The 25,393-nt window shown below is 71.9% G+C and carries 18 protein-coding genes and 1 pseudogene; 12 read left to right on the top strand and 7 right to left on the bottom strand.

The genetic code is table 11. From position 1 onward, the window contains the following. Window positions 1-133 precede the first annotated feature (133 nt). Together ACWD5D_RS22755 and ACWD5D_RS22750 are read right to left on the bottom strand one after the other, a co-directional pair. Window positions 134-916, bottom strand: coding sequence for a DUF899 family protein (locus tag ACWD5D_RS22755; RefSeq protein ID WP_451374561.1), 783 nt, complete (start codon window positions 914-916; stop codon window positions 134-136). A gap of 343 nt (window positions 917-1,259) precedes the next feature. After that, window positions 1,260-1,910, bottom strand: a complete 651-nt coding sequence (locus tag ACWD5D_RS22750) for an FMN-dependent NADH-azoreductase (protein ID WP_451374560.1) — start codon at window positions 1,908-1,910, stop codon at window positions 1,260-1,262. Between the two features lie 162 nt (window positions 1,911-2,072). Here ACWD5D_RS22750 and ACWD5D_RS22745 point away from each other — a divergent pair, with 162 nt between their 5' ends. Beyond that, the gene (locus ACWD5D_RS22745; protein WP_451374559.1) at window positions 2,073-2,543 is read left to right on the top strand and encodes a DUF1003 domain-containing protein; all 471 of its coding nucleotides are present in this window, start codon (window positions 2,073-2,075) and stop codon (window positions 2,541-2,543) included. Between the two features lie 160 nt (window positions 2,544-2,703). Here the strand turns inward: ACWD5D_RS22745 and ACWD5D_RS22740 are convergent, their stop codons facing one another. Further along, window positions 2,704-3,321: a TetR/AcrR family transcriptional regulator gene (locus ACWD5D_RS22740; RefSeq protein ID WP_451374558.1), complete on the bottom strand. Its 618-nt coding sequence runs from the start codon at window positions 3,319-3,321 to the stop codon at window positions 2,704-2,706. A gap of 263 nt (window positions 3,322-3,584) precedes the next feature. Here ACWD5D_RS22740 and ACWD5D_RS22735 point away from each other — a divergent pair, with 263 nt between their 5' ends. From ACWD5D_RS22735 to ACWD5D_RS22715, 5 genes and pseudogenes are all read left to right on the top strand, one after another. Next, entirely contained in the window at window positions 3,585-4,958 is a 1,374-nt protein-coding gene (locus ACWD5D_RS22735) for an APC family permease (RefSeq protein ID WP_451374557.1), read from the top strand. Between the two features lie 49 nt (window positions 4,959-5,007). Then, window positions 5,008-6,657, top strand: a complete 1,650-nt coding sequence (locus tag ACWD5D_RS22730) for an amidohydrolase (protein WP_451374556.1) — start codon at window positions 5,008-5,010, stop codon at window positions 6,655-6,657. 168 nt (window positions 6,658-6,825) lie between these two features. Beyond that, complete coding sequence (locus ACWD5D_RS22725; protein WP_451374555.1) at window positions 6,826-8,754, top strand: maleylacetate reductase and hydroxyquinol 1,2-dioxygenase domain-containing protein; 1,929 nt, start codon at window positions 6,826-6,828, stop codon at window positions 8,752-8,754. 14 nt (window positions 8,755-8,768) lie between these two features. Next, entirely contained in the window at window positions 8,769-10,541 is a 1,773-nt protein-coding gene (locus tag ACWD5D_RS22720; RefSeq protein WP_451374554.1) for an FAD-dependent oxidoreductase, read from the top strand. Window positions 10,542-10,547: 6 nt separating this feature from the next. After that, window positions 10,548-10,892 (top strand): annotated as a pseudogene (locus ACWD5D_RS22715) (hypothetical protein); the annotation flags it as partial. 146 nt (window positions 10,893-11,038) lie between these two features. On the opposite strand, the gene ACWD5D_RS22710 reads toward ACWD5D_RS22715, so the two are convergent. Then, a complete protein-coding gene (locus ACWD5D_RS22710; protein WP_451374553.1) occupies window positions 11,039-11,908 on the bottom strand; it encodes a helix-turn-helix domain-containing protein in 870 nt (289 codons plus the stop codon). A 225-nt stretch (window positions 11,909-12,133) separates the two neighbouring features. Here ACWD5D_RS22710 and lpdA point away from each other — a divergent pair, with 225 nt between their 5' ends. Next, window positions 12,134-13,549, top strand: a complete 1,416-nt coding sequence (gene lpdA / locus ACWD5D_RS22705) for a dihydrolipoyl dehydrogenase (protein ID WP_451374552.1) — start codon at window positions 12,134-12,136, stop codon at window positions 13,547-13,549. A 347-nt stretch (window positions 13,550-13,896) separates the two neighbouring features. On the opposite strand, the gene ACWD5D_RS22700 is transcribed toward lpdA, so the two are convergent. Further along, window positions 13,897-16,281, bottom strand: a complete 2,385-nt coding sequence (locus ACWD5D_RS22700) for an ATP-binding cassette domain-containing protein (RefSeq protein WP_451374551.1) — start codon at window positions 16,279-16,281, stop codon at window positions 13,897-13,899. Window positions 16,282-16,530: 249 nt separating this feature from the next. Here ACWD5D_RS22700 and ACWD5D_RS22695 point away from each other — a divergent pair, with 249 nt between their 5' ends. From ACWD5D_RS22695 to ACWD5D_RS22680, 4 genes are all read left to right on the top strand, one after another. Continuing rightward, window positions 16,531-17,016 (top strand): helix-turn-helix transcriptional regulator, encoded by a 486-nt coding sequence (locus ACWD5D_RS22695; RefSeq protein WP_451374550.1) that lies wholly within the window; start codon window positions 16,531-16,533, stop codon window positions 17,014-17,016. 10 nt (window positions 17,017-17,026) lie between these two features. Then, a complete protein-coding gene (locus ACWD5D_RS22690) occupies window positions 17,027-17,455 on the top strand; it encodes a VOC family protein (RefSeq protein ID WP_451374549.1) in 429 nt (142 codons plus the stop codon). 143 nt (window positions 17,456-17,598) lie between these two features. After that, window positions 17,599-19,143 carry a M1 family metallopeptidase gene (locus ACWD5D_RS22685; RefSeq protein WP_451374548.1) on the top strand — a complete coding sequence of 515 codons (1,545 nt, stop codon included), beginning with the start codon at window positions 17,599-17,601 and terminating at the stop codon, window positions 19,141-19,143. 187 nt (window positions 19,144-19,330) lie between these two features. Then, window positions 19,331-21,337: an N-acetylmuramoyl-L-alanine amidase gene (locus ACWD5D_RS22680; RefSeq protein WP_451374547.1), complete on the top strand. Its 2,007-nt coding sequence runs from the start codon at window positions 19,331-19,333 to the stop codon at window positions 21,335-21,337. Window positions 21,338-21,495: 158 nt separating this feature from the next. On the opposite strand, the gene ACWD5D_RS22675 is transcribed toward ACWD5D_RS22680, so the two are convergent. Beyond that, window positions 21,496-23,115, bottom strand: a complete 1,620-nt coding sequence (locus tag ACWD5D_RS22675) for an amidohydrolase (protein WP_451374546.1) — start codon at window positions 23,113-23,115, stop codon at window positions 21,496-21,498. A gap of 44 nt (window positions 23,116-23,159) precedes the next feature. Further along, window positions 23,160-23,795, bottom strand: a complete 636-nt coding sequence (locus ACWD5D_RS22670; protein ID WP_451374545.1) for a TetR/AcrR family transcriptional regulator — start codon at window positions 23,793-23,795, stop codon at window positions 23,160-23,162. 91 nt (window positions 23,796-23,886) lie between these two features. On the opposite strand from ACWD5D_RS22670, the gene ACWD5D_RS22665 reads away from it, so the two are divergent. Continuing rightward, window positions 23,887-25,344, top strand: a complete 1,458-nt coding sequence (locus tag ACWD5D_RS22665) for a purine-cytosine permease family protein (RefSeq protein ID WP_451374544.1) — start codon at window positions 23,887-23,889, stop codon at window positions 25,342-25,344. Window positions 25,345-25,393: the final 49 nt, after the last annotated feature.

Raw genomic sequence — 25,393 nt, 5'->3', positions numbered from 1 at the left:
CTTCCTGAAGCCTGAACAGGGGTACCCGAATTCTGGATCGCCAAGGCCCCCTGCGGGTTCCCTCTGGAGACGAGCGGGGCCGGAAGGGCGCCATCCCCCCTTCCGGCAAGGCCGGTTCCGCCGACGAGGCGGGTCAGTGGTGGTGGCCGCTGCGGCCGAGGGTCTCCACGGGGGTCGCGCCAGGGCGGGTCCACTGCGGTACGGGGCGGCTGGTCGGGCCCCAAGTGGCGTTGCCTTCCGCGTCCGTGCGCCAGGACCAGCACGCGTCGCCGCCCTTGGGCCGGTCCTCGGGGTTGTCCTCCCACGCCTCGCCGCGGCCGTAGGGCGTCATGTCGAGCAGGCCGAGGGCACTGTTGACCCGCTCGTTGCCACGGCCCGTCGTGGAGTAGGTGAGGAACACGCGGTCGCCGTCGCGCAGGAAGCAGGTGAGGCGTCCCATGTCGCTGCCGACCGGTGCCTCCACGTCACGCACCGAGTACCAGGGCTGGGTGTAGCCCATGAACTCGACGTAGGGGGCGATCTCTGCCCAGCGGCCCGTGGTCAGGACGGCGAACGAGACGCCGCGCGCGTTGAGATAGGACGCGTCGTTCAGGTGCCAGGCCGTGGTGGTGCAGCCCTCGCACTGACCCTGGTGCGGTGCGCCGTCGTACCACATGTGCTTGTAGACCACGAGTTCGTCGCGTCCCTGGAACAGTTCCAGGAACGGGACCGGGCCGTCGGGTCCGACGACCTCGACCGTCCCGTCGAACTCCACCATCGGCAGCCGGCGGCGGGCGGCGGCGAGGGCGTCACCCTCGCGGGTGTGGGCCTTCTCCCGGACCAGGAGCTCGTCACGGGCGGTCTGCCAGGTAGCCAGGTCGACCACGGCCGGGCGGCCGGGCAGCGCGGTGGTCGAATCGTCGGGCGGGTTCGTCATGGCGTCCTCCGTCGGTGTCTCGTGCCGGGCGACGTCCCACGACGTCGCCCTGCGACGGTCACCGGAACAGACTCGCGCCCCGGCCGAAACTCATCGCAGCGAGGTCGCCTTCGGCGGAGACCGCGCGGGCCACGTCGGGGTGACTGCGTTCACAGCCGGCGCCGAACCCTGCCTTTGCCGCGGCGGCCCTCCGTGCCGTCGCGGTACACGTGGTGGACGGAGCCGGCGCCCGCTCAGGGGTTCCGGCGGTGCGTCGAGGCGCGACGGGGACGCGTACGGGAAGGTGCGCGGCTGACGGCGGCCGCACACCTTCCCGTTGAACGCTCGGGTGGATCTTCCGGTGTCAGGCGGCCGCCAGCGCGGCCAGCTCCTTCGCCTTCTCCGCCGCCTGTGTGAGGGCCTGCTCGCGCGAGGCGTCGGCCAGCGGGATCAGCTCGGACATCGCCGGGTTGACCTTGGCCAGCGTCAGCTCCGGCGTGATCACGTGCACGTCCATCTGCATCAGGCCGGTGAGCAGGCCCTGCAGGTAGGGCGTGACGAAGTCCATGCCCTCGCGCGGGGTGCCGGGCCCGTAGGCGCCGCCGCGGGAGGCGACCACGACGACCTTCTTGCCCGACACCGTGCTGGTCTCGCCGGCGGTGCGACCCATGATGATCACGTGGTCCAGCCAGGCCTTCAGGGTGGACGGGACGCCGAGGTTGTACATCGGGGCGCCGATCAGGACCACGTCGGCGGCCTCCAGCTCGGCGGCCAGCTCGTTGCGCGGGGCCATCGCGGCACGCTGGGCGTCGTCGTGGGTGGCCGGGTCGGCGAACCCGGCCGCGATGCCGGCCGCCGTGAGGTGCGGGAGCGGCTCGGCGGCCAGATCGCGGTAGACGACCGCGCCGTCCGGGTGCTGCGCGAGCCAGTTCTCCTGGAATGCCTGGGTCACCTCGCGCGAGGCGGAGCCTTCGGCCGGCAGGGCGGAGGAGTCGATGTGAAGCAGGGTGGCCATGGCCGTTCTCCTAAATCAAAGTAAGCGAGTTACGAAACCCAATGGGGCTGCCGTTGTGGTCACTAGCTTACTTTTTCTCAGCTACTTGGCAAGCGGCAGCACCCCGCCGCCCCGCGCGTACGCTGCGAGCGGCATCCGTGGGAAGCGAACCGAGGAGTGGTCATGGGCTCTGCGACGAACGGGCCGCGCATCCGGCTCCGCAACGAGCAGGAAGTCCTGGCGCGGATGCGCGGGACGCAGGACCGGATCGCGGACGCGATCACGGCCTTCTCCGGGACGATGCAGTTCGTCTACATCCACGCCGTGTGGTTCACGGTCTGGATCGTCTGCAACGAGGGGCTGCTCGGCCACGCGGCGGTCTGGGACCCGTACCCCTTCGGGCTGCTGACGATGATCGTCAGCCTCGAGGCGATCTTTCTGTCCACCTTCGTGATGGTGAGTCAGAACCGGCAGGCAGCCCGCGACAAGGTGCGCGCCGACCTGGACTTCGAGACGAACATTCGCTCGGAGGTGTGGTCGATGCACATGGGCCGTGCCCTCGGCGTCGACGCGAAGACGGTCGAGGAGGAGGTGCGGGCGCTCCTCGCGCAGAACCAGGCGAAGATGAACGGCGGCGGGCAGGCCGGCCAGTAGGCGCAAGCGCGGCATACCGCGCGCACGTCAGCCGGACCGCTGGAGCGGCGAGACCGACCGGGCGGTGACGACGCCCTTCACCACCCCGAACCGGAACCGCGTCGTGAGGGAGTCCACGTCCTCCTCGAATGCCGGCCGAGTCGCCGTAGCCGCGCTCACGTCACTGGTCGGGCAGCGTGATCCGCCGGACCGCGCGGCGGGCGGTGTCGAGGACCGTGTCACGTGTCGCGCCGCCGAGGGAGAGCACGACGCGGGTGCTCAGTCCGTCGAGGAGGGCGAGGATCTCGTCGGCGGCGGCGGGGACGTCCTGTTCGGCGAGGCCGAAGCGGCCCTGGCGTGCGCCTCTGGTCAGGAGCGTCTCCAGGTCGGTCTGCCAGGCGCGGTCGATCGTCTCCTGCGCCTGGAGGAGCTCCGGGTTGCCGGCCGTGCGGGCCCAGAGTTCGACCCAGAGCATCCACCTCGGGTCGCGGGGGCCTTCGGGCAGGTAGAGGGCGAGGAAGTCGTCCAGCCGGCGCACGGCGGTGGTGCGGCGGGCGAGGAGGGCCTCGCGTATCCGGCCGAGCCGGTCCTCGCTCCAGCGCAGCGCGTCGAGGAGGAGCCGGTCCTTGCTGCCGAAGTAGTACAGGATGTGACCGCCGGAGGTGCCCAGGCGCTGGGCGAGCTTGGACATGGTGAGGGCGGCGAGACCGTTCTCGGCGATGGCCCGCATCGCCTCTTCCAGGATGCGTTCCTGGGCGATCTCACCGTCGCGTCGTCTGCGTGTCACTTCTGCGGCCACGCGCTGCAGCCTACCCAGTGATCAGATCGCCGACGGTCGCGTGCCCCCTGGTCCGGGCAGCTGTTTCCCGCCGAACTCTTGACACCGCCGGAGGGGTGCCGCATTTTGAATGGCGTTCAAGCTTTTTGAACGCCGTACAAACTTCTCCTGCCTCGCCCAGCAAGGGACGCACGCCCATGACGCACCCCCCTGCATCACCTCCCGGAAGCACTGCCGGGTCCGCCGCCACCACGTCGCCGACCGGACGTGAACACTCCCGCGACGTGGGGAGCGCGCAGCCGTCGACGGCCGGCCTGGCCCGCGTGCTCGGCCCGGTGGGCGCCGTCCTGCTCACCCTGTCGTGCATCACCCCCGCCTCGTCCCTGTTCATCCTCGTCCCCGAACTCTTCGCGGGTCAGGGCACGGGCGCGCCGCTCACGATCGTGGTCGGCATCGTCATCTCGATCGCGGTGGGCGCGTGCTATGCCGAGCTGGGCACGCTGACGCCGAGCTCCGGCGGTGAGTACGCGATGGTGGACGGCCTGCTCGGACGTTTCCTGGGCTGGCTGACCTTCATGATGACCATCGCCATGCTCGTGGTCATCCCGCCGGTCATCGCGCTGGGCACCGCCGACTACCTGTCCGACATCGTGCAGGTGAACCCGCAGCTCGCCGGGTGCGCGGTGATGCTCGTGGCCACCGCGACAGCCGTCCTGGACATCAAGTCCAACGCCCTGGTCACCGGTGTCTTCCTCGCTCTGGAGCTGATCGCGGCGGCCGTGGTCGCGGTGTTCGGTTTCGCCCACACGCAGCGCCCCTGGTCGGTGCTGGTCCACCCGGAGGTGCACCCGGCCACGGCGGGCCAGTCCACGTTCACCGTCGCCCTGCTGGTCTCCGGCCTCGCCGCCGCGATGTTCGTCGTCAACGGCTTCGGTACCGCGTCCTACCTCGCGGAAGAGATCCGCGACCCGCGCCGCAACGTCGCCCGCACCGTCTTCTGGTCGCTCTTCCTGGGCGCCGCGGTCATCATCGTCCCCTCGGTCGCGGCCGTGGTGGGCACAGGTTCCACCGAGGAACTGTCCACGTCGGCCTTCCCCGACATGGTGCGCGCATGGGCCGGCAGCACCACCGCCACCCTCATCGACCTGTGCGTCGCCCTGGCGATCCTCAACGCGGTGATCGTGATGGTGCTGCAGAACGCGCGTGTCGTGTACGCGTCCGGCCGTGACCTGGCCTGGCCCGCCGCCGCCAACCGCGCCCTGACCCGCCTCCACCCGCGGTTCGGCTCCCCCTGGGTGGCCACCCTCGCGATCAGCCTGCCCGGTGCCGCGCTGGCGTACTTCGCGGACCTGACGACGCTGTACGAGGCCACGGGGGCCATCCTCGCGGTGGTCTACGTGCTGATGGCGCTCGCCGCGCTGGCCGCACGCCGCAAGAACCACCGCTCGAGGCCCGCGTGGCGCATGCCGCTGTGGCCGCTGGCACCTCTGGTGGTGCTCGCCTCCGTCGGCTACGTGCTGTACGAACAGGCCGGACGCGATCTGGCCATCACCGGCGCGGTGATCGTGATCGCCGCCCTCTACTACGTCCTCTACCTGCGCAGGCATCCGCAGGACCGCTGGCGGGTGACCGCACCGGCGCCCGAAGAGGACTCCTGAGCCCCGCCCCCTCGCCCGACCTGCCCCGACGCATTCTCTGGAGAACCCCGTGACCTCCCCCGCCCCCGCCGACCTGGTGCTGCGCGCCGCCCGCATCCACACCGTGGACCCCGCCCTGCCCGAGGCCGAGGCCCTCGCCGTGACGGAGGGCCGCATCGTCTGGGTCGGCGACGACGCCGGCGCCGACGCCTGGATCGGCCCGGACACCCAGGTGATCGACGCGGACAGTCGGCGCGTCCTGCCGGGCTTCGTCGACGCGCACAACCATGTCCGCCTGGGTTCCGACGAGGCGTGCGTCCAGCTGGCCGGAGCCCGGTCCCTCGATGAGATCGGCGCCCGGATCGCCGCCTGGCGCGAAGAGCATCCGGACGCGCAGTGGATCGAGGCCGAGGCGTTCGACTACTCCGTGTTCCCCGAGGGCCGTATGCCGCGGGCCGAGGACCTGGACGAACTCACCGGCGACACCCCGGCGTTCGTGCTGAGCTACGACGTGCACACCATGTGGGTCAACACCGCCGCCATGGCCCGCCTCGGCATCGACCGCACCAGTGACGAGTTGCCGTTCGGCGTTCCGGAGAAGGACCCGGTGACCGGCGAACCCACCGGTTTCGTCCGTGACTTCGCGGTGCGCGGCCTCTCCCGTGCCGGCCACCGGGCGCTGCGGGAGCTGGGCGTGCCCTGGGCGTCGCCCGAGCGTCAGTACGGCCGCCTGCTGCGCAGCCTCGACGACGCGACCCGATTCGGCATCACCACCATCGTCGAACCGCAGAACTCCCTCGACGACCTGGAGCTGTTCACCCGGGCCCGCGCCGAGGGCAGACTGCGCTCGCGCCTGGTGGCGGCGCTGTTCCATCCGCGCGGTACGAGCGACGCGGAGCTGGAGGAGTTCGCCGAGGCCGCACGCCGGTACGACGACGAGTGGCTGCGCGTGGGACCGCTCAAGCTGTACATCGACGACGTGGTGGAGCCGCGTACGGCCGCGTTGCTCGAACCGTACGCCGGCTGCCGCCACCACCGCGGCGAGACCTTCTACCACCCCGAGGAGTTCGCCGACCTGCTGGCGAAGCTCGACGCGCGCGGGTTCCAGTGCTTCGTGCACGCCACGGGGGACCGGGGCATCCGCACGGTGCTGGACGCGGTGGCCCACGCCCGGGAGCTGGTCGGCCCCCGCGACGCCCGCCACCAGGTGGTGCACGTCGAGTGCTGCGACCCGCAGGACGTGCCGCGCTTCGCCGAACTGGGCGTGGTGGCCTGCATGCAGCCGCGCCACTGCGCGCCGGAGATCGCCGGGCCGGGCCAGGACTGGGCCCACAACGTGGGCCCGGAGCGCTGGCACAAGGCCTGGCCGATGCGCAGCCTGAAGGAGAAGGGCGCGACCCTGGCGTTCTCCAGTGACTGGAACGTCGCGGAGATGGACCCGATGGTGGGCCTGTACACGGCCGTCACCCGGCGCCCGCTGGGCGGGGGCGAGGCATGGATGCCCGAGGAGACCGTGGACGTCGAGACCGCGGTCCACGCCTACACGATGGGCTCGGCGTACGCCAACTTCCTGGAGGAGGAGCGCGGTTCCCTCACGGTGGGCAAGGTCGCCGACCTGGTCGTGCTCTCCCGCGACGTGCTCGCCGTCGAACCGGAGCAGATCCCGGGCACGGTGTGCGAGATCGTCATGGTCGGCGGCGAGGTGGTCCACCGCGCCTGACCTCGCCCGGACCCGGCCCGCCCCGCATCCGCATGGGGGCGGGCCGTGGTGCACGCGTGTTTCGTGCAGCACGGCGCGTGTTTCGTGCAGGCATTCCCGCGGATGTCGTACGCATACTCGGTGGCCAAGGACCGACCAGCCCCGGATGACACGCGGAGGCACAGTTCCATGCGGACGTTCGTCTACACATCCCACCCCTCGCGGGTGGTCTTCGGTGCCGGAACGGTCGGCCGCCTCGGCGAGGAGGTCGGGCGACTCGGCTGCTCCCGGGTACTGCTGCTGTCGAGCCCGCCCCTCGCGGCGGCCTCCGCACGGGTCCGCGAGGCGCTCGGCGACCTCGTGGCGGCGGAGTTCGACGGCGCGGCCATGCACACGCCGGTGGAGGTGACCGAGCGGGCCCTCGAGGTGCTCAGGCAGTCCGAGGCGGACTGCGTCGTCGCCGTCGGTGGCGGATCGACCACCGGTCTCTCGAAGGCGCTGGCCCTGCGCACGGGCCTGCCGCAGGTGATCCTGCCGACCACCTACGCCGGCTCGGAGGTGACCCCCGTGCTCGGCGAGACCCGGGACGGGCGCAAGATCACACAGTCCTCCCCGGAGATCCTGCCCGAGACCGTCGTCTACGACGTCGACTTCACCCTCACGCTGCCACTGCCCATGTCGGTCACCAGCGGCATCAACGCGCTCGCCCACGCCGTCGAGGCCCTGTACTCGGCCGACGCCAATCCGGTCACCGACCAGCAGGCGCTCGACGCGATCTCCCGCATCGCACGGTCGCTGCCCCGTCTGGCCGCCGACCCGGCCGACCCGGACGCCCGTGCCGACCTGCTGCACGCGGCCTGGCTCGCCGGTACGTGCCTCGCCACGGTCGGTATGGGCCTGCACCACAAGCTGTGTCACACCCTCGGCGGCAGCTTCGACCTTCCGCACGCGCAGACGCACACCGTCGTCCTGCCGCACGCCATGGCCTACAACGCGCCCGCGGTGCCCGACGTGATGCGCCGCATCGCCGACGCGCTGGGCGTGCCCGACGCGCCGAGCGGCGTGTACGACCTGGTCGTCTCCCTGGGCGGTCCCACCTCGCTGCGCGACCTCGGCATGCCCGAGTCCGGCCTCGCCCGCGCCACGGAGCTGGCCACCTCGACGCCGTACCCGAACCCGCGCGAGCTGACCACCGAGGGCATCGCGGAGCTGCTGGCCGACGCCTGGCACGGTCGCCGACCCGAGGGTCCCCCCTCGACCGAGGCGAAGCTGGCCCGTCTCACCGAGCAGGTCGTGGCGAGCTTCGCGCAGGCGGCCGACCCGCGTGTGCGCACCCTGCTGAGCGGTCTGGTCCGGCATCTGCACACCTTCGTCGCCACCCACGACGTCACCGACGCCGAATGGCAGCAGGCGATCGACTTCCTCACCCGTACCGGCCGGATCTGCAGCCCGACGCGTCAGGAGTTCGTCCTGCTGTCGGACACCCTCGGCATCTCCAGCGCCGTGGACCTGCTCACCAACTCCCGTACGCCCAGCACCACTCCGTCCGCGGTGCTCGGCCCCTTCTACGTGGAGGGTCCGCCCGACACCGCGCACGGCGGCGATATCTCCAAAGGCCTGCCCGGCACCCCGCTGTGGGTGGACGTGCTGGTCACGGACACCGAGGGCGAGCCGATCAAGGACGCGGTCGTGGACGTGTGGCAGTCCAACGAGGACGGCTTCTACGACGTCCAACTCCCGGACCTGGAAGGGCCGGTGCTGCGCGCCCGGCTGCGCACCGACGCCGACGGGCGGATCACGTTCTGGTCCATCCTGCCCGCGGCCTACCCGATCCCGGAGGACGGACCGGTCGGGCAGATGCTCGCCGCGGCCGGCCGCCACCCCTACCGTGCGCCCCACCTCCACTTCATGTTCGACGCGCCGGGCCACCGCCGGCTCGTCACACAGCTGTTCGTGTCGGGCGGTGCCTACCTGGACAGCGACACCGTCTTCGGCGTCAAGGACGAACTCGTCGTCGACTTCGCGCCGCAGACCGGCCCCACCCCCGACGGCCGCACGGTCGACGGCGAGTGGCGCCGTCTCGAGTACACCTTCCGTCTCGCCCCCCTGGCCGGATGACCGAGGAGCGCCCCATGACCCTCACCGATGCGCACGACACGTTCGACACCGACGTCCTCGTCGTCGGCAGCGGCCCCGCCGGCGGTTCCGCCGCGCTGCTGCTGGCCAGCTACGGCATCCGCACCCTGCTCGTGACGAAGTACGGCTGGCTGGCCAACACCCCGCGGGCACACATCACCAACCAGCGCACCATGGAGGTCCTGCGCGACCTCAAGGTGGAGTCCGAGGCGCTCGCCCACGGCAGCCCCTCCCACCTCATGGGCGACACGGTGCTGTGCACCGCGCTGACCGGGCACGAGATCGGCCGCATCCGCAGCTGGGGCACCGGACCGGCGACGGCGAGCGAGTACGCGTCGAAGAGCCCCTGCGAGATGATCGACCTGCCGCAGACCTACCTGGAGCCGATCCTGGTGAACAACGCGGCGGCCCGCGGCGCCAAGGTGCGCTTCGACACCGAGTTCCTCAGCTTCACCCAGGACGACACCGGCGTCACCGCACTGCTGCGCGACCGGGTCCGCGGCGACGAGTTCACCGTGCGGGCCCGCTATCTGATCGGCGCGGACGGCGGGCGCAGCGCGGTCGCCGAGCAGCTCGGCCTCCCCTTCGAGGGCCAAATGGCCAAGGCCGGCAGCATGAACATCGTCTTCAAGGCCGACCTCGCCCAGTACTGCGCGCACCGGCCGAGCGTCCTGTACTGGGTGCTGCAGCCCGGGGCGGAGACCGGCGGCATCGGCATGGGCCTGGTCCGCATGGTCCGGCCGTGGAACGAGTGGCTGCTGGTGTGGGGGTACGACATCGAGCAGCCGCCGCCGGAGGTGGACGAGGAGTCCGCGCGGCAGATCGTGCGTGACCTCATCGGCGACCCCGACCTGCCCGTGGAGATCACCTCCACCTCGCTGTGGACCGTCAACCACAGCTACGCCTCGGCGTACTCGTCGGGGAGGGTGTTCTGTGCGGGCGACGCGGTGCACCGCCATCCGCCGTCCAACGGGCTCGGCTCCAACACCTCCGTGCAGGACTCGTACAACCTCGCCTGGAAGCTCGCGATGGTGATCCGCGGCGAGGCCGGACCCGAGCTGCTCGACACCTACACCGCCGAACGGGCCCCCGTCGGGCGGCAGATCGTCGAGCGCGCCAACCTCAGCCGGGACCAGTTCGGACCGATCTTCGAGGTGCTCGGCATCGGGGGCGGCGGGGGCCACGAGGCCATCGCCGAGGGGCTCGCGGCGATCGGCGCGCCGACGCCCGAGGGCGCGAAGAAGAGGCGCCTGCTGGAAGAGGCGATCCAGCTCAAGAACTACGAGTTCAACGCGCACGGCGTCGAGATGAACCAGCGCTACGCGTCCACTGCGGTGATTGCCGACGACGGCCCGGACGAAGTGTGGGAACAGGACCGGGAGTTGGTGCAGCAGCCGACCACCCGGCCCGGTGCGAAGCTGCCGCACGCCTGGCTCGTCGACGAGCAGGGCGAGCGCCTGTCCACGCTGGACGTCGTCGGCGACGGCACGTTCACCGTGCTGACCGGTCTGTCGGGCGGCGTCTGGGACACGGCCGCGGCCGCGTGCGAGACGGAACTCGGCGTGCCGCTGCGGGTGGTGCGCATCGGCGACGACAACTGCCGTGACGCGTACGGCGAGTGGAGCCGAGTCAGCGAGATCGCCGAGGACGGCGTGCTGCTGGTGCGCCCGGACGGCTGCATAGCCTGGCGTCGCGCCGGCGCTCCCGAGACCGCACGGTCGGCCCAGGACGAGCTGCTCGGCGCGCTGCGCGGGGTGCTGTCGCGGTAGCAGAGAGCGGCAGTCGAGAGAAACGGGATGGACAAGGTGATGCCCTCGGCCGCAGAGGCCCCGGCGGACGTGACGGACGGACGGCCCTTCGCCGTCGGCGACCTGCACACGGTCGAGCTGAACGAGGCCTACGCGGCCCAGGCGCTGGCCTGCCTCGCCGCCCTGCCGGCACTCGACCCGGACGTGGTGAACCCGCGCGGCGGCGCCATCGCCATCGGCCACCCGCTGGGCGCCTCGGGCGCCCGCATCACCGGCGCGGTGGCCCACCAGCTGGCCGCCGCAGGCAGTTGCACGGGCCTGGCGGCGCTGTGCATCGGGGGGCAGGGGACGGCGCTGGTCCTGGAGCGGTGAGGTGCGGGCCGGGTGAGGGGCCGGGTGCCGGGTCCGGCACTGGCGCGCGGGGCCGCGGGACGCCCGGGGCGCCGAGCCGGGGACTGCCCCCTCCGTGGCCGGAACCCCGACGCGGAGCCCCGAGACCCTGAACCGGCCCCCCGGGCTCAGCCGGAGCGGCGCAGGGCGGCCGGGGTGGTGCCGAGGCGGGCGCGCATCACGCGGGTGAGGTGTTCCTGGTGGGAGAAACCGCAGGCGGCAGCCACGTCCGCGATCGGTTCGGAGCCGGTGCGCAGCATCCGGCAGGCGCCCTCGAGGCGCAGATTGAGCAGGAACTGGTGCGGTGACCGCCCTGTGCTGGCGCGGAACCTGCGGGTGAACTGGCTCGGGCTCAGCGCGGCCGCGGCGGCGAGGTCCGCGATCGGCAGCGGTTCGGCGAGGCGCTGCTCCATCAGCTCGCGCACGGCGGCGAGCTGCCGCTCGGACAGCCCGGACCGGTCCGGCGCGGGTGCGCTCGCTCCGGCGCCGTGGCGGCGTACGAGCTGCGCGGCGAGCATCCCGGTCAGCTGGTCGGTGTACGTGCGGGCCGACGGCTCCCAGGTACGCACGGTGCCCTCCAGCGCGAGCATGAGTTGTTCGGCGAGCGGATCGCTGGTCCCGAGCTCCTCGGACAGCTCCACGGGCCGCCCGCCGTTCGCCTCGCGCAGCGCGTCGTCGGCGAGGTAGGCGTGGATCGTCTCCAGCGGGCCGCCGAGCTCGACGTCCAGGGCCCGGCCGGCCGGCTGCAGGAAGAGCCCGCCGGACGGGATCGTCCGGGTGCGTCTGTCCGCGCCCTGCCCCCGCCCCACGGTGACGGGGCCGCTGAGGTGCAGGATCAGCAGGTGGGTAGGGGCGGGTTCGAAGGCCGCCCGGTAGGGCTGCTCCTCCTGCCTGGACAGGTACAGCCGGTCCCAGCCGAGTCCGGAGCTGCTGCGCCGTGTGCGCACACCGGGCTGTTTCAACATGCCGACCGTGTCGGCCAGGCCTAGCTCCGCCATGGTGCGACCTCCTCACGGCATCCCACTTCGTTGAAGGGTAAACCAGAGGCGGGGCTCACGAGAAGCACCGGGATCCCTCCGATGAAGATCACGACCCCCGAGGGGCCGCTGTTTGCCGACGACCGCCGACGGGGAACCTGGGCCGGAGTCCGAAACGCGACCGGCCCGTGGCCCTCTGTCCCCCACGGCCTCGGCGGCGACACAGGTCCCGAAAGGAAGGCTTCCATGGTGGACGAGCTGAGCGACCACTTCGACGTGGTGGTACTCGGTGCCGGCCCAGGCGGCTACGTCGCCGCGATCCGCGCCGCCCAGCTGGGCAAGCGCGTCGCCGTCGTCGAGCAGAAGTACTGGGGCGGCATCTGCCTGAACGTGGGCTGCATCCCCACCAAGGCCCTGCTCCGCAACGCCGAGCTGGCGCACATCTTCACCCGGGAGGCGAAGACCTTCGGCATCCGTGTCGACGGGCAGGTGTCGTTCGACTACGGCGAGGCGTTCCGCCGCAGCCGCAAGGTCGCCGACGGCCGGGTCAAGGGCGTGCACTTCCTGATGAAGAAGAACAAGATCACGGAGATCGACGGCCACGGCACGTTCCTCGACCCGCACACCCTCCAGGTGTCCGGTTTCGACGGCGACACGCGCACCATCGGCTTCGACCACTGCGTCATCGCCACCGGCGCCACCCCCAAGCTGCTGCCCGGCACCCGCCGCACCTCCCGCGTGGTCACCTTCGAGGAGCAGATCCTCGCCGAGGAACTGCCGCAGTCGATCATCATCGCGGGCGCCGGCGCCATCGGCGTCGAGTTCGCCTACGTCCTGCACAACTACGGCGTGAAGGTCACGATCGTCGAGTTCCTGGACCGCCTCGCCCCGCTCGAGGACGCCGAGGTCTCCGCCGAACTCGCCAAGCAGTACCGCAGGCTGGGCATCGACGCGCTCACCTCCACCCGCGTGGACGCCATCGACGAGTCGGGGCCCCGGGTCCGGGTCACGGTCACCGGCAAGGACGGCACCCCGCAGGTCCTGGAGGCCGACAAGGTCCTCCAGGCCATCGGCTTCGCACCCAATGTGACGGGCTACGGCCTGGAGAACACCGGTGTGCGCGTGACGGAGCGCGGAGCGATCGACGTCGACGGCCACTGCCGTACGAACGTCCCGCACCTGTACGCGATCGGCGACGTCACCGCGAAGTTGATGCTCGCGCACGCGGCGGAGGCGATGGGCGTGATCGCCGCCGAGACGCTCGCGGACGCGGAGACCATGGAACTGGACTACGCGATGATCCCGCGGGCCACCTTCTGCCAGCCGCAGATCGCCAGCTTCGGCTACACCGAGGCACAGGCCCGGGAGCTGGGCTACGACGTCAAGGTGGCGAAGTTCCCGTTCACCGCGAACGCCAAGGCGCACGGGCTGGGCGACGCCACCGGCTTCGTGAAGCTGATCAGCGACGCGACGCACGGCGAGCTGATCGGCGGCCACCTCATCGGCCCGGAGGTCACGGAACTGCTGCCCGAGCTGACCCTGGCCCAGCAGTGGGACCTCACCGTCCACGAGGTCGCCCGCAACGTGCACGCCCATCCGACCCTCGGCGAGGCGATCCAGGAGGCGATCCACGGACTGGCCGGGCACATGATCAACCTGTGACGCGACGGTACCGTCGCCGCCCGGGCCGAGCCGGTCCGGGCCGCTGCCCCTGGGGCAGGAACGCGCTCCGCTGCCGTGGTGGCTGACCGTGTGGCCGTTCCGCCGCCAGGTGCGGGCGGGGCCCGGGAAAGCGGCCCGGCTGCTGTCTCGGCAGCCCTTACCGGCGCGCGCCCGGGGTGGGTGCCTCGGTGCGGTCGGTCACGAAGCTCTCGGCGGGGCGCCATGTCGCGGTCGCCGAGGTGGAGTTCTTCCAGCGGAGCCGACCGCTTTCGGCGGCACCGGTCGGGGTGGGCCGTCCCAGCCGACAGCCGGGACGGCTCACCCCGCGGTGTCACGGTGGGCCCGGGTCACGCGCCGACGTACGTCGAGAGGTGTTCGCCGGTCAGGGTGGAGCGGCCGGCGACGAGGTCGGCCGGGGTGCCCTCGAAGACGATCCGGCCGCCGTCGTGGCCCGCGCCGGGGCCGAGGTCGATGATCCAGTCGGCGTGCGCCATGACCGCCTGGTGGTGCTCGACGACGATGACCGACTTGCCGGAGTCGACCAGCCGGTCGAGCAGGCCGAGCAGCTGCTCGACGTCGGCGAGGTGGAGACCCGCGGTCGGCTCGTCGAGGACGTAGACACCGCCCTTGTCGGCCATGTGGGTGGCCAGCTTGAGCCGCTGCCGCTCACCGCCGGACAGCGTGGTGAGGGGCTGCCCGATGCTGAGGTAGCCGAGCCCGACGTCGGCGAGCCGCTGGAGGATGCGGTGCGCGGCCGGGGTGTGCGCCTCGCCGGAGCCGAAGAACTCCTCGGCCTCGGTCACCGACATCGCGAGCACCTCGCTGATGTCGCGGCCGCCGAAGTGGTGGTCGAGGACGGACGCCTCGAACCGCTTGCCGTCGCACTCCTCGCAGGTCGTGGAGACGCCGGCCATGATCGCGAGGTCGGTGTAGACGACGCCGGCGCCGTTGCAGGTGGGGCAGGCGCCCTCGGAGTTGGCGCTGAACAACGCCGGCTTGACCCCGTTGGCCTTGGCGAACGCCTTGCGGATCGGGTCGAGCAGACCGGTGTAGGTGGCGGGGTTGCTCCGCCGCGAACCGCGGATCGCGCCCTGGTCGACGGAGACCACGCCCGAGTCGGTGGGGATCGAGCCGTGGACGAGCGAGCTCTTGCCGGAACCGGCGACGCCGGTGATGACCGTGAGCACGCCGAGCGGCACGTCCACGTCGACGTCGCGCAGGTTGTGCGTCGCCGCGCCGCGGATCTCCAGAGTGCCGGTGGGCTTGCGCACCGTCTCCTTGAGGGAGGCCCGGTCGTCGAAGTGGCGGCCGGTGAGGGTGCCGCCGGCCCGCAGTCCCTCGACGGTGCCCTCGAAGCAGACGGTGCCGCCCGCCGTGCCGGCGCCGGGGCCGAGGTCGACGACGTGGTCGGCGATCGCTATCACCTCCGGCTTGTGCTCCACGACCAGCACGGTGTTGCCCTTGTCCCGCAGCCGCAGCAGCAGGTCGTTCATCCGCTGGATGTCGTGCGGGTGCAGGCCGGTGGTGGGCTCGTCGAAGACGTAGGTGACGTCGGTGAGCGACGAGCCGAGGTGGCGGATCATCTTGACGCGCTGCGCCTCGCCGCCTGACAGCGTGCCCGCCGGCCGGTCCAGCGAGAGATAGCCGAGGCCGATCTCCACGAACGAGTCGAGGGTGTGCTGGAGCGCGGTGAGCAGCGGCGCCACCGACGGCTCGGCGAGGCCGCGCACCCAGCCGGCCAGGTCGCTGATCTGCATCGTGCAGGCGTCGGCGATGCTGATCCCGTCGATCTTCGAGGACCTGGCGCCCTCGCTCAGCCGGGTTCCGTCGCAGTCGGGGCACGTGGTGAAGGTGACCGCACGGTCCACGAACTCGCGGATGTGCGGCTGCATCGACTCCTTGTCCTTGGAGAGCATCGACTTCTGGATCCGCGGGATCAGACCTTCGTAGGTCATGTTGATGCCCGCGATCTTCATCCTGGTCGGCTCGCGGTACAGGAAGTCGTGCAGTTCCTTCTTGGTGAACCGGCGGACCGGCTTGTCCGCGTCGTAGAAGCCGGACTCGGCGTACAGACGCGAGTTCCAGCCGCCGCCCTTGTAGCCGGGGACGGTGATCGCGCCCTCGCTCAGCGACTTGGAGTCGTCGTAGAGCTGGGTCAGGTCGAGGTCGGTGACCGAGCCCCGGCCCTCGCAGCGCGGGCACATGCCGCCGGTGATGCTGAAGCTGCGGCGTTCCTTCACCTTCTGTCCGCCGCGCTCGACGGTGACGGCGCCCGCTCCGCTGATGGAGGCGACGTTGAAGGAGAACGCCTTGGGCGAGCCGATGTGCGGCTTGCCGAGCCGGCTGAAGAGGATGCGCAGCATCGCGTTGGCGTCGGTTGCGGTGCCGACCGTGGAGCGCGGGTCGGCGCCCATCCGCTGCTGGTCCACGGTGATCACGGTCGTCAGCCCGTCGAGCACGTCGACCTCGGGCCGCGCCAGCGTCGGCATGAAGCCCTGCACGAAGGCGCTGTAGGTCTCGTTGATCAGCCGCCGCGACTCCGCCGCGATGGTGTCGAACACCAGGGAGCTCTTGCCCGAGCCGGAGACGCCGGTGAACACGGTCAGCCGCCGCTTCGGGATCTCGACGCTGACGTCCTTGAGGTTGTTCTCCCGTGCGCCGTGCACACGGATCAGCTCGTGACTGTCGGCAGCGTGCGGCGCGGGCGACTGCGGATCCGTCTTCTTTGCCATGCTCTTCGGTCTCCATCTGTCGGGCGGGGCGGGGGGCCTGTCGGGCGGGGTGTGCCGTCTGCACGGCCCCCGTGGGCGTCGCCTGGTCGATCCAACCAGCTGCGAAGGGTGCGTCCGGTCTCTTCTCGTCCGCCGCCACCCTAGGTACAACTCGGCGCCCCGCGCTTCTCCGATCCTGATCGCTTGCGTCATCGCAGGTCAGGGGCGCAGGTCAGGGGCGCTGTCAGTGGTCGGTGTTAGCTTCGACCCATGAACCCGCAAGACCTCGCCAACCTCGCGCACCTGCGCCGGGCACGCGACCTGATCGACCGGGAGTACGCCCGCCCGCTCGACGTGCCGACCATGGCCCGGCATGCGCACATGTCGCCCGCGCACTTCTCGAGACAGTTCCGGGCGACCTACGGCGAGACGCCGTACAGCTATCTCATGACGCGCCGGATCGAGCGGGCGATGGCGTTGCTGCGGGGCGGTATGAGCGTGACGGAGGCGTGCATGACGGTCGGCTGTACCTCGCTCGGTTCCTTCAGCTCGCGCTTCACCGAGGTGGTGGGTGAGACGCCGAGTGCGTACCGCGGCCGGGAGCACAGCGCCGTGACGGCGATGCCCGCCTGCGTGGCGAAGCTGCACACCCGGCCGACCAGGACCGCGCCGGGCAGGACCGCGCCGGGCAGGACCGCGCCGGGCAGGACCGCGCCGGGCGGGAGCGAGGAGGCGGCGGGGCAGGCGGCGGCCTAACGTTGGCCGCATGAGCATCGCGCTGCAGTACTGCCACATCACCGTCAACGACCCGGACGAGTCCCTCGCCTTCTACCGCGACGCCCTCGGCCTGGAGGTGCGCAATGACGTCGCTTCGGGCGGCTTCCGCTGGGTCACCCTCGGCAGCCCGGACCAGCCGGGCCTCGAGATCGTGCTGTCGGAGCCGCACGCGGGCCGCTCCGCGGCCGACGGCGACGCCCTGCAGGAACTGCTCACCAAGGGTGTCCTGCCGAACATCGTCTTCCGGGTCGGCGACCTCGACGCGGCCTTCGAGAAGGTGCGGGCGTCCGGTGCCGAGGTGATGCAGGAGCCCATGGAGCAGCCCTGGGGTCCCCGCGACTGCGCCTTCCGCGACCCCTCGGGCAACATGGTCCGCCTCAACGAGGCACTGAAGGACGAGCAGGCCCCCTCGAACTGACACACACGCAAGCTGACACCCACGGACTGACACCCGCGCTCTGACGCCCGCGCCCTGACACCCGACGACGCACCAGCCGCCACCCGAGCGTACAAACGCGGACAAACATCACATTGATCACATCTTGCTGACATAGTGCCGTCATGGACCACACGCCTGCCGTCCGTCGGCCGACCCGTGCGGCCCTCGCGCTGACCGGTGCGGTCGGCGTCGCGGGGGCCGTCGTCCTCGCCGTCACCGTGCCGTTCGGTGAGGACGGGGCGCCGGCTCGCTCCGGGCGACCGGCCCCCGGCGCCTTCGCGCACCCGGCCGGGGAGGTTCCGGCTCCCGGCGCCCGTGGCATCGGCGACCCGCTCTTCCCGCTCGACGGCAACGGCGGCTACACGGTCCGCCGTTACACGCTGGACTTCGACTGGCGCGCCCCCCGTACGCCGTTCCCCGCGACCACCACCATCAGCGCGACCGCCACGCAGGCCCTGTCCCGCTTCGACCTCGACTTCGCGGGCAACACGCTGCGCTCGGTCACCGTGGACGGCGCCCCGGCCAAGGCCGAGCGCGACGGTGACGAGCTGGTGGTGACGCCGGCCCGGCCCCTCGCCCGAGGGCGTGCGTTCACGGTCCGGGTCGCCTACACCGCTGATCCGACGCAGCGACGCCATCGCAGCGACGCCATCCAGGACTACGGCTGGGTACCCACCGCCGACGGCACCCTGCTGTCCCCGCAGCCCGACGGCGCCAAGATGATCTTCCCGGTGGACGACCACCCCAGCCTGCGGGCGCCGTTCACCTTCCGCGTGACCACGCCGGCCGGCCTGACGGCGGCGGCGAACGGCCGGCTCGTCGAACGCGTCCGGCAGCCCGACGGGCGGATCCGGTGGACGTACGACTCCGAACATCCGCTCGCCGCCCAGCTGGTCCAGCTGGCCATCGGGAAGTTCACCCTGACGCGGAGCACGGGTCCGCACGGACTCCCGGTGCGGGACGTGGTGCCGACGGACCTGGTCGGGGACACCGAGGCGTACCGCTCGCTCACCCCGGACCATCTGGCCTGGCTGGAGCAGCGGCTCGGACCCTACCCGTTCCGCCGGTACGGCGTGCTCGTCGGGGAGACCGACCTACCGGTGGCGCTGGAGACGCAGTCGCTGTCCGTCGTACCGAGCGCCGACCTGCTGGGCGACCGGGTCGCCGCCGAACGCAACCTGGTCCACGAACTCGCCCACCACTGGACCGGCGACAGCGTGGCGATCCGGCGCTGGTCCGACCTGTGGCTGAGTGAGGGGCACGCCCGCTTCTACGAGCTCCTCTACTCCGACACCCACGGCGGTGTCGACATGGAGGACATGATGCGGTCCGCGTACGAGCAGCACGACCAATGGCGTCACGACGACGGCGCGCCCGCCGAGCCCACCGCTTCGAGCCTGTTCCGGCAGATGCGCTACGACGGCTCGGCGCTGGTGCTCTACGCCCTGCGGGAGAAGGTGGGCGAGGACACCTTCGAGCGGATCGAGCGGTCCTGGGTGACCACCTATCGGGGCCGGGTGGCCGGTACCCGAGACTTCGTCAGGCTCGCCTCCGAGGTGGCCGGTGAGGATCTGACGCCCTTTCTGACGCCGTGGCTGTACGGGGCGCACACCCCCCGGATGCCGGGGCATCCCGACTGGCAGGCGGGCCCCGTCGAGGAGGACTGAGCCCTCCCCCGGCGGGCGGGACGGTCTGCCGCCGACCGGGTGGCCTGTGCCCGGGTGCTGGTCCACGCGGTTGACGCTCGGCGCGCAGGGCCGCGCGAGGCAAGGAAACGTGGGGTGACGTGACGGGCAGCCATCGGTGCCCCGGTCGCATGTTCCTGCCCACGCCAACCCCGTTGGAGACACCCGTATGAGAAAACGCGTCGCCCCCCGCGTCTCCAGTGCCGTACGCGGGCACCGGCGGATCATCTGTGTGACCGCTTCGGCGGCGCTTCTGGTGCCGTTGCTGATCGACCGATCGGGCGATGTCGGTGCGCCGGCCGACGAACGCCTGCAGGACGACTACACGGCCGCGGCGGACGAATTCCATGTGCCCCGAAGCGTGCTGATGGGAGTGTCCTATCTGCAGTCGCGCTGGGACTCCCATCCGGGCACCCCGAGCGTCGTCGGCGGCTACGGGCCGATGCACCTGGTGGACGATCTCAGACCCGAGGCGCGGAAGGCGCCGCACCACTCGAACACCCTGCCCGGCGCGGCGACCGCCCCGCCGCCCGCCGCGCAGCAGCGCAGCTCCCCCCAGGCGGCGAACCTGCGCCGGGCCGCGAGCCTGCTCGGCCTCCCGGCCGAACGGCTGCGCAGCGACGACAAGTCCAACGTGCGCGGCGGCGCGGCCCTCCTCGCCGCGGCCCAGCGCCAGCTCGGCAAGCCGTTCAGCGCCAACCCGACGGACTGGTGGGACGCCGTCTCGCGCTTCCCGGGCACGGGCGACACCACGACGGCGACGACCTACGCCAACGACGTCTTCGACGTGATCCGCCAGGGCGCGCGCCGCACCACCGACGCGGGGCAGCGCGTCGTTCTCCTCGCCAGCCCCCAGGTGCACGCGCACGCTCCGGCCACTCAGGGCGCGCCCCGCTCGAAGAACGCGGAGTGCCCGCCGGAGCTGGCCTGTTCCTGGCTCAGCGCACCCTACGTCGAGTACGACGACGGCGAGGCCTACGGCAATCACGACGTGGCCGACCGGCCCAAGGACCAGAAGATCGACTCCATCGTCATCCACGACACCGAGGCGCCCCTGGCGTCGATGCTCCAGACCATCCAGCATCCGGAGGAGGCGTCGTGGCACTACTCCATCCGCTCCAGCGACGGCCAGATCACCCAGCACGTCAAGCTCAAGGACGCGGCCTGGCACTCCGGGAACCAGTTCGTGAACGGCCGCTCGATCGGCGTCGAGCATGAAGGTTTCCTCAGACAGCCCGACGCCTGGTACACCGAGCAGATGTACCGGAACTCGGCCCGGCTGGTGCGGTACTTGGCGAAGAAGTACCAGATCCCGCTCGACCGGCAGCACGTCTTCGGCCACGACAACGTGCCGTCCCCGACCGAGTCCTCCATTCCGGACATGCACGACGACCCGGGGCCTTTCTGGGACTGGCGGCACTACTTCGACCTGCTCGGCGCGCCGCTGCGGGCCACCGCCGGACCGGACAGCGACGTCGTGATGATCCTGCCGGACTACAACCGCAACAAGCCCAAGTTCACGGGGTGCGCCGCGAGCGGTGCGCCGTGCGCGCCGCACGGCTCCAGCGCCGTCCGTCTGTACACGGAGCCGTCCGAAAACGCCCCGCTCATCCAGGACCCGGGCCGGCACCCCGAGGGCGAAGACTCCACGGTGGACGTCAACGACCTGGGGTCGCGGGCCTCCGCGGGCCAGCTGTTCGCGGTCGCCGACCGGCAGAACGAGTGGACGGCGATCTGGTTCCAGGGGCACAAGGCCTGGTTCAAGAACCCGCAGGGCAACCCGACGGCCGTCGGCGCGCGGGCCCGGACGGTGACGCCGAAGGCGGGTCTGGACGAGGTCGAGGTGTTCGGCCGTGCGCTCCCGGAGCAGGACGCCTATCCGGAGGGCGTGGACGAGCAGGACCAGTCGCCGCTCCCGTACACCCTCAGCCCGGGCCAGCGGTACGTGACGCAGTCCCTGGTACACGGTGCCTACGTCGACAGGTCGACCTTCGACACCACACCGGCCCCGGTGGTGAAGGGGCAGGAGGAGTACTACGAGATCCAGCTCGGCCACCGGCTCGCCTACGTCCGGGCGAGCGACGTGGACGTGGAGGAGCCGCCGGCCGCGGCCGGCCCGTCCGGAAGCACGACGGCGGGCAGCCCCGGGCAGACGGCGGACACCAGCGTGCACTGACCCGGCGGCAGGCCGGACCCCAGGTACCGAGGCCGGCCTTGCGCCCCGAGCGAGGCCGGCCTCACGACCGTACGGAGGTCGGCCTCGACCGTGCCCGTCAGAGGTCGGGCGGCGTTCGTCGCAAGTGCGCGGCGTTCCCCGGGGTGCCGACGCGTCCGTCAGAGGCCGGCGGACCGGTACGTGGGCCGGCCGTCCACCACCGTGAGCACGACCGGCACGTCGGCCAGCTCGGTGTCGGGGACCTCCAGGGGGTTCTCGGCCAGGGCCGTGAGGTCGGCGCGGTGACCGACCGCGAGCCGGCCCGCGACGTCCTCCTCCCCGGCGACCCAGGCCGCGTTCACGGTGACGCCCTGGAGCGCCTGGAGCGGGGTGAGGGCCTGCTCGGGCCCGTGCGGGGGCAGGGACAGGTCGGCCGGGCGGCGGTGGCGGGCGCCCGCCATGACCTGGAGCGGCGGGAACGCAGCGATGGGCCAGTCCGAGCCGAGGACGACCCGCGCGCCGGCCTCCCACAGGTCACGGCAGCGGAACGCGCGCCCGGCACGCTCCTCGCCGAGCCGGCGCGACCAGTTGTCGGTGTGGTCGGCCCGGGTGAACTCGCAGCAGTGGGTGGGCTGCATGGACGCGGCCACGCCGAGCCGCGCGAACCGCGTCACGGTGTCGTCGGGCACGGTCTCGATGTGCTCGACGCGGTGCCGTACGGGGGCCGGGTGCTCCGCGTGCGCCTTCTCGACGGAGTCGAGCACATGGCGGACCGCGGCGTCACCGATCGCGTGGGTCGCGGTGGGCACGCCGGCCCGGTGGAGGGCCGCGATCACCTCGGTGTAGCGCTGCGGGTCGGGCCAGAAGGCGTGGCCCGACTCGCCGTGGCAGTCGGGGGCCTCGAGCCAGGCGGTGCCGTTGTCGATGGTGCCGTCCATGAACAGCTTGGCGCCGTCGACCCGCCACAGCGCGCCGCCGGTGCCCTGGAGCCGGGCGAGCGCGGCGACGGCCTCGTCGTCGGCCTCCGGGCGGACCCAGGGGGCGACCCGCAGCCGCAGCGGCAGCGCGTCCTCGGCCTCCAGCGCGGCGTAGACGGAGAGGCTGTCGCCGTTCGCGTCCATGGCGTGCCCGCCGGTCAGGCCCGCCGCGGCCATGGCGCGCAGCACCTCGGCGGTGCGGGCCCGCAGCTCGCTCTCGGTGGGCCGGGGCGCGACGGCCTCGACGAGTTCGCAGGCCGCGTCCTCCAGGAGCAGGCCGGTGGGCCGTCCGTCGGCGTCGCAGACGATCTCGGATCCCTGGTCGAACGTGCGCGGGCCGTCCACGCCGGCCAGTTCCAGCGCCCGCGCGCTGGCCAGCGCCGAGTGGGCGTCGAACAGGTCGATGAGGGCGGGTACGCCGTCCAGGACCGGGCCGAGCGCGGCCGATCCGACCCTCTCGCCGCCGAAGGCGTTGGGGTCCAGGCCCCAGCCGCGCAGCCAGGCTCCCGGCTGCAGCGACTTCACGGCCTCGGCGAGGGCGGCTCGTACGGCGCTCAGGTCGCGGCAGCCGGACAGGTCGACACCCATGGTCCGTTCGGCGCCGGACACCGGATGCAGATGCCCGTCGGTGAAGCCGGCGGTGACCACGGCTCCGCGCAGGTCGACGACCGTGCTGCCGGGGCCGGCGAGGGCACGGGCCTCCCGGTCGTCGCCGAGGAAGCTGATCCGTCCGTCCTGCGCGGCGAGCGCGGTGTGCGGAAGGAGCCCGCCCGTGCCGGGATCGAGCAGCCGGGCGGAGAGCAGGACGAGATCGGCGGGCACGGGGGCTCCTTCGTGCGTGATGCGGTGGTCGTACGGGACGGGGGTCAGCCGCAGGCGGGGTCCAACGCCCCGGCGGGCAGGCCGAGTTCGCGCTCGGCGAGAGTGACGGCCATGCGGCTCGCGGCCGGGGGCCGGTCGGGGGTCGCGGTGTTGGCGTGGGCGCCGAGTCCGTCGAGGACGACGAGTATCTGGATGGCGGTCACCAGGGGGTCGTCGGTGCGGAACTCGCCCGCCGCGACGCCGTCCCGGACGAGGCTCTCCAGGCGCCCGCGCCAGGCCCCTTCCTGCTCGGCGACCCGGTCGCGCAGGGCGGTCCGGTAGCGGCTGAGGTGGCGGGCGTTGATCCACAGCCGGCTGATGGTGTCGAAGGCGTCCCCGGACGTACGGGCGAGGAAGCGGGCCATGCGCCGTGTGGGCGTCTCCTCGGGGGTCCCGGCCGGGAGGAGGCTGTCCAGCTCGCCGGTCGCGGCACTGCCGAAGGCCTCGGCGACGAGATCCTCGACCGAGGGGAAGTAGTGACTGATCAGTCCCGGGCGCACGTCGAGCTCCTCGCCGATCCGGCGCAGGGTGACGCACTCCAGGCCCTCGGCCAGGGCGACGGCGGCGGCCGCGTCGACGATCTCCGCCCGCCGGGCGGCCGGGTCCTTTCGGATCCTTTTTCGCTGAACGCTTGACGACATACCCGGGATGCTATTGAGTGTGCGACCAATAAGCAACTGGTCACGTGCCCAATAAGCGACCAGGCAGTTCGCACCGCTCCCGGAGGGCCTCATGGCGTCCACGCTCCACGACCCGTATCCCGACGCGCACCACACAGCCGCCGACGGGATCGCGGCCGCTTCCCCGGCTCCCGAGCGCTCCGGCGGCATCGAGTCCCACGGCATCGACCACATCCCCGACTCCGAGCGCCGGGGTCGCCCGCGCGAGCTGTTCTCGGTGTGGGCCGCCGCCAACGTGAACTACCTCAGCCTGGTCGTCGGCGGCGCGCTGGTCCTGATGGGCCTGAGCCTGTGGCAGGCGCTCGCGGTGATCGTCGTGGGCAACGCCTTCTGGCTGCTCACCGGTCTGCTCGCGGTCTCGGGACCGGCGGCCGGCGCGCCCAGCGAGGTCGTCACCCGCGCGATGTACGGCGTCCTCGGTAACCGCGTGAACAATGCCGTGACCGGCTGGACGATCTCCGTCTGCTACTTCGCGCTGAACCTGGCCGCGGCGGCCACCGCCGCCTTCTCCCTCGTCGCGCGGACGGGCCTGCCGGTGAACGCCGGTGTGAAGGCGCTCGTCGTCGTGGTCATCGCAGCGGTCACCCTGGCCATCAGCGTCTGGGGCCACTCCGCGATCGTCAGGCTCTACGTGCCGATCACGCTCGCGCTGACGGCCGTGTTCGCCGTGGTGGCCGTGGTCGTCGTGCGGCACACCGACTTCGGCTACGTCCCCGAGCACCGGCTGACCGGCAACGCCCTGTGGGCGACCGTGCTGGCCGGCGTCGCACTGATCGCCTCGGGTCCGCTGTCGTACACCACGAGCGCCGACTTCTCCCGCTACCTGCCGCGCACCGCGTCCCCGAAGGCGGTGGCCGGATGGACCGCGCTCGGCGGGTTCCTGCCGGGCACCGTGGTCTGCTCCCTGGGCGCGTTCGCCGCGACCGCCGTCGACATGAGCGACCCGCAGCGTGCGCTGGAGGGCCTGCTGCCCGGCTGGTTCGGACCGGTCTTCCTGCTCGCGCTGATCCTGGGCACGGTCGCCCTGAACGCGCTGACCGCCTACAGCGCCGGCCTCGCCCTCCAGGCCGTCGGCCTGCGCATCAAGCGCTCGCGCAGCGTGCTGGTCGACGGCACCGTCTCCGTCTCGCTGACCCTGTACGCCCTGCTCGTGTCCGACTTCCTGGACACCGTCGGCAACGTGCTCCAGCTGACCGTCGTCCTGCTCGGCCCCAGCATGGCCCTCTACGCCACCGACATCGTCCTGCGCCGCAACCGGTACGACGGCATCGCCCTCGGCGACGAGACCCCGAACAGCCCCTTCTGGTACACCGGCGGCGTCAACTGGGCCGGTGTGCTGTCGCTCGGCGCGGGCGTCACCGCGGCCGCGCTGTGCGTCGACACCACCTACAGGGGCCCGGTCGCCGCCGCGCTCGGCGACATCGACCTCGCCCTTCCGGCGGGGCTGATCGTGACGTCGGCGCTGTACACGCTGACGATGCGCGGGGCGCGGGTGCGCGGCACGATGTGAGCGGCCGGGCCGCGCCGCTCACCCGTCGCCGAGGAACCCCGGGTCGCCC

The sequence above is a fragment of the Streptomyces sp. NPDC002520 genome, assembly GCF_053595235.1.
The sequence above is the reverse complement of the archived record's forward strand: the minus strand, read 5'-3'. Positions and strand labels throughout refer to the sequence as shown.

What these genes read in the sequence shown, in the direction of transcription:
- ACWD5D_RS22755 (WP_451374561.1), bottom strand. Translation starts at nt 916, where the DNA reads ATGACGAACCCGCCCGACGATTCGACCACCGCGCTGCCCGGCCGCCCG.
- ACWD5D_RS22750 (WP_451374560.1), bottom strand. Translation starts at nt 1,910, where the DNA reads ATGGCCACCCTGCTTCACATCGACTCCTCCGCCCTGCCGGCCGAAGGC.
- ACWD5D_RS22745 (WP_451374559.1), top strand. Translation starts at nt 2,073, where the DNA reads ATGGGCTCTGCGACGAACGGGCCGCGCATCCGGCTCCGCAACGAGCAG.
- ACWD5D_RS22725 (WP_451374555.1), top strand. Translation starts at nt 6,826, where the DNA reads ATGCGGACGTTCGTCTACACATCCCACCCCTCGCGGGTGGTCTTCGGT.
- ACWD5D_RS22720 (WP_451374554.1), top strand. Translation starts at nt 8,769, where the DNA reads ATGACCCTCACCGATGCGCACGACACGTTCGACACCGACGTCCTCGTC.
- ACWD5D_RS22710 (WP_451374553.1), bottom strand. Translation starts at nt 11,908, where the DNA reads ATGGCGGAGCTAGGCCTGGCCGACACGGTCGGCATGTTGAAACAGCCC.
- lpdA (WP_451374552.1), top strand. Translation starts at nt 12,134, where the DNA reads ATGGTGGACGAGCTGAGCGACCACTTCGACGTGGTGGTACTCGGTGCC.
- ACWD5D_RS22700 (WP_451374551.1), bottom strand. Translation starts at nt 16,281, where the DNA reads ATGGCAAAGAAGACGGATCCGCAGTCGCCCGCGCCGCACGCTGCCGAC.
- ACWD5D_RS22695 (WP_451374550.1), top strand. Translation starts at nt 16,531, where the DNA reads ATGAACCCGCAAGACCTCGCCAACCTCGCGCACCTGCGCCGGGCACGC.
- ACWD5D_RS22690 (WP_451374549.1), top strand. Translation starts at nt 17,027, where the DNA reads ATGAGCATCGCGCTGCAGTACTGCCACATCACCGTCAACGACCCGGAC.
- ACWD5D_RS22685 (WP_451374548.1), top strand. Translation starts at nt 17,599, where the DNA reads ATGGACCACACGCCTGCCGTCCGTCGGCCGACCCGTGCGGCCCTCGCG.
- ACWD5D_RS22680 (WP_451374547.1), top strand. Translation starts at nt 19,331, where the DNA reads ATGAGAAAACGCGTCGCCCCCCGCGTCTCCAGTGCCGTACGCGGGCAC.
- ACWD5D_RS22670 (WP_451374545.1), bottom strand. Translation starts at nt 23,795, where the DNA reads ATGTCGTCAAGCGTTCAGCGAAAAAGGATCCGAAAGGACCCGGCCGCC.
- ACWD5D_RS22665 (WP_451374544.1), top strand. Translation starts at nt 23,887, where the DNA reads ATGGCGTCCACGCTCCACGACCCGTATCCCGACGCGCACCACACAGCC.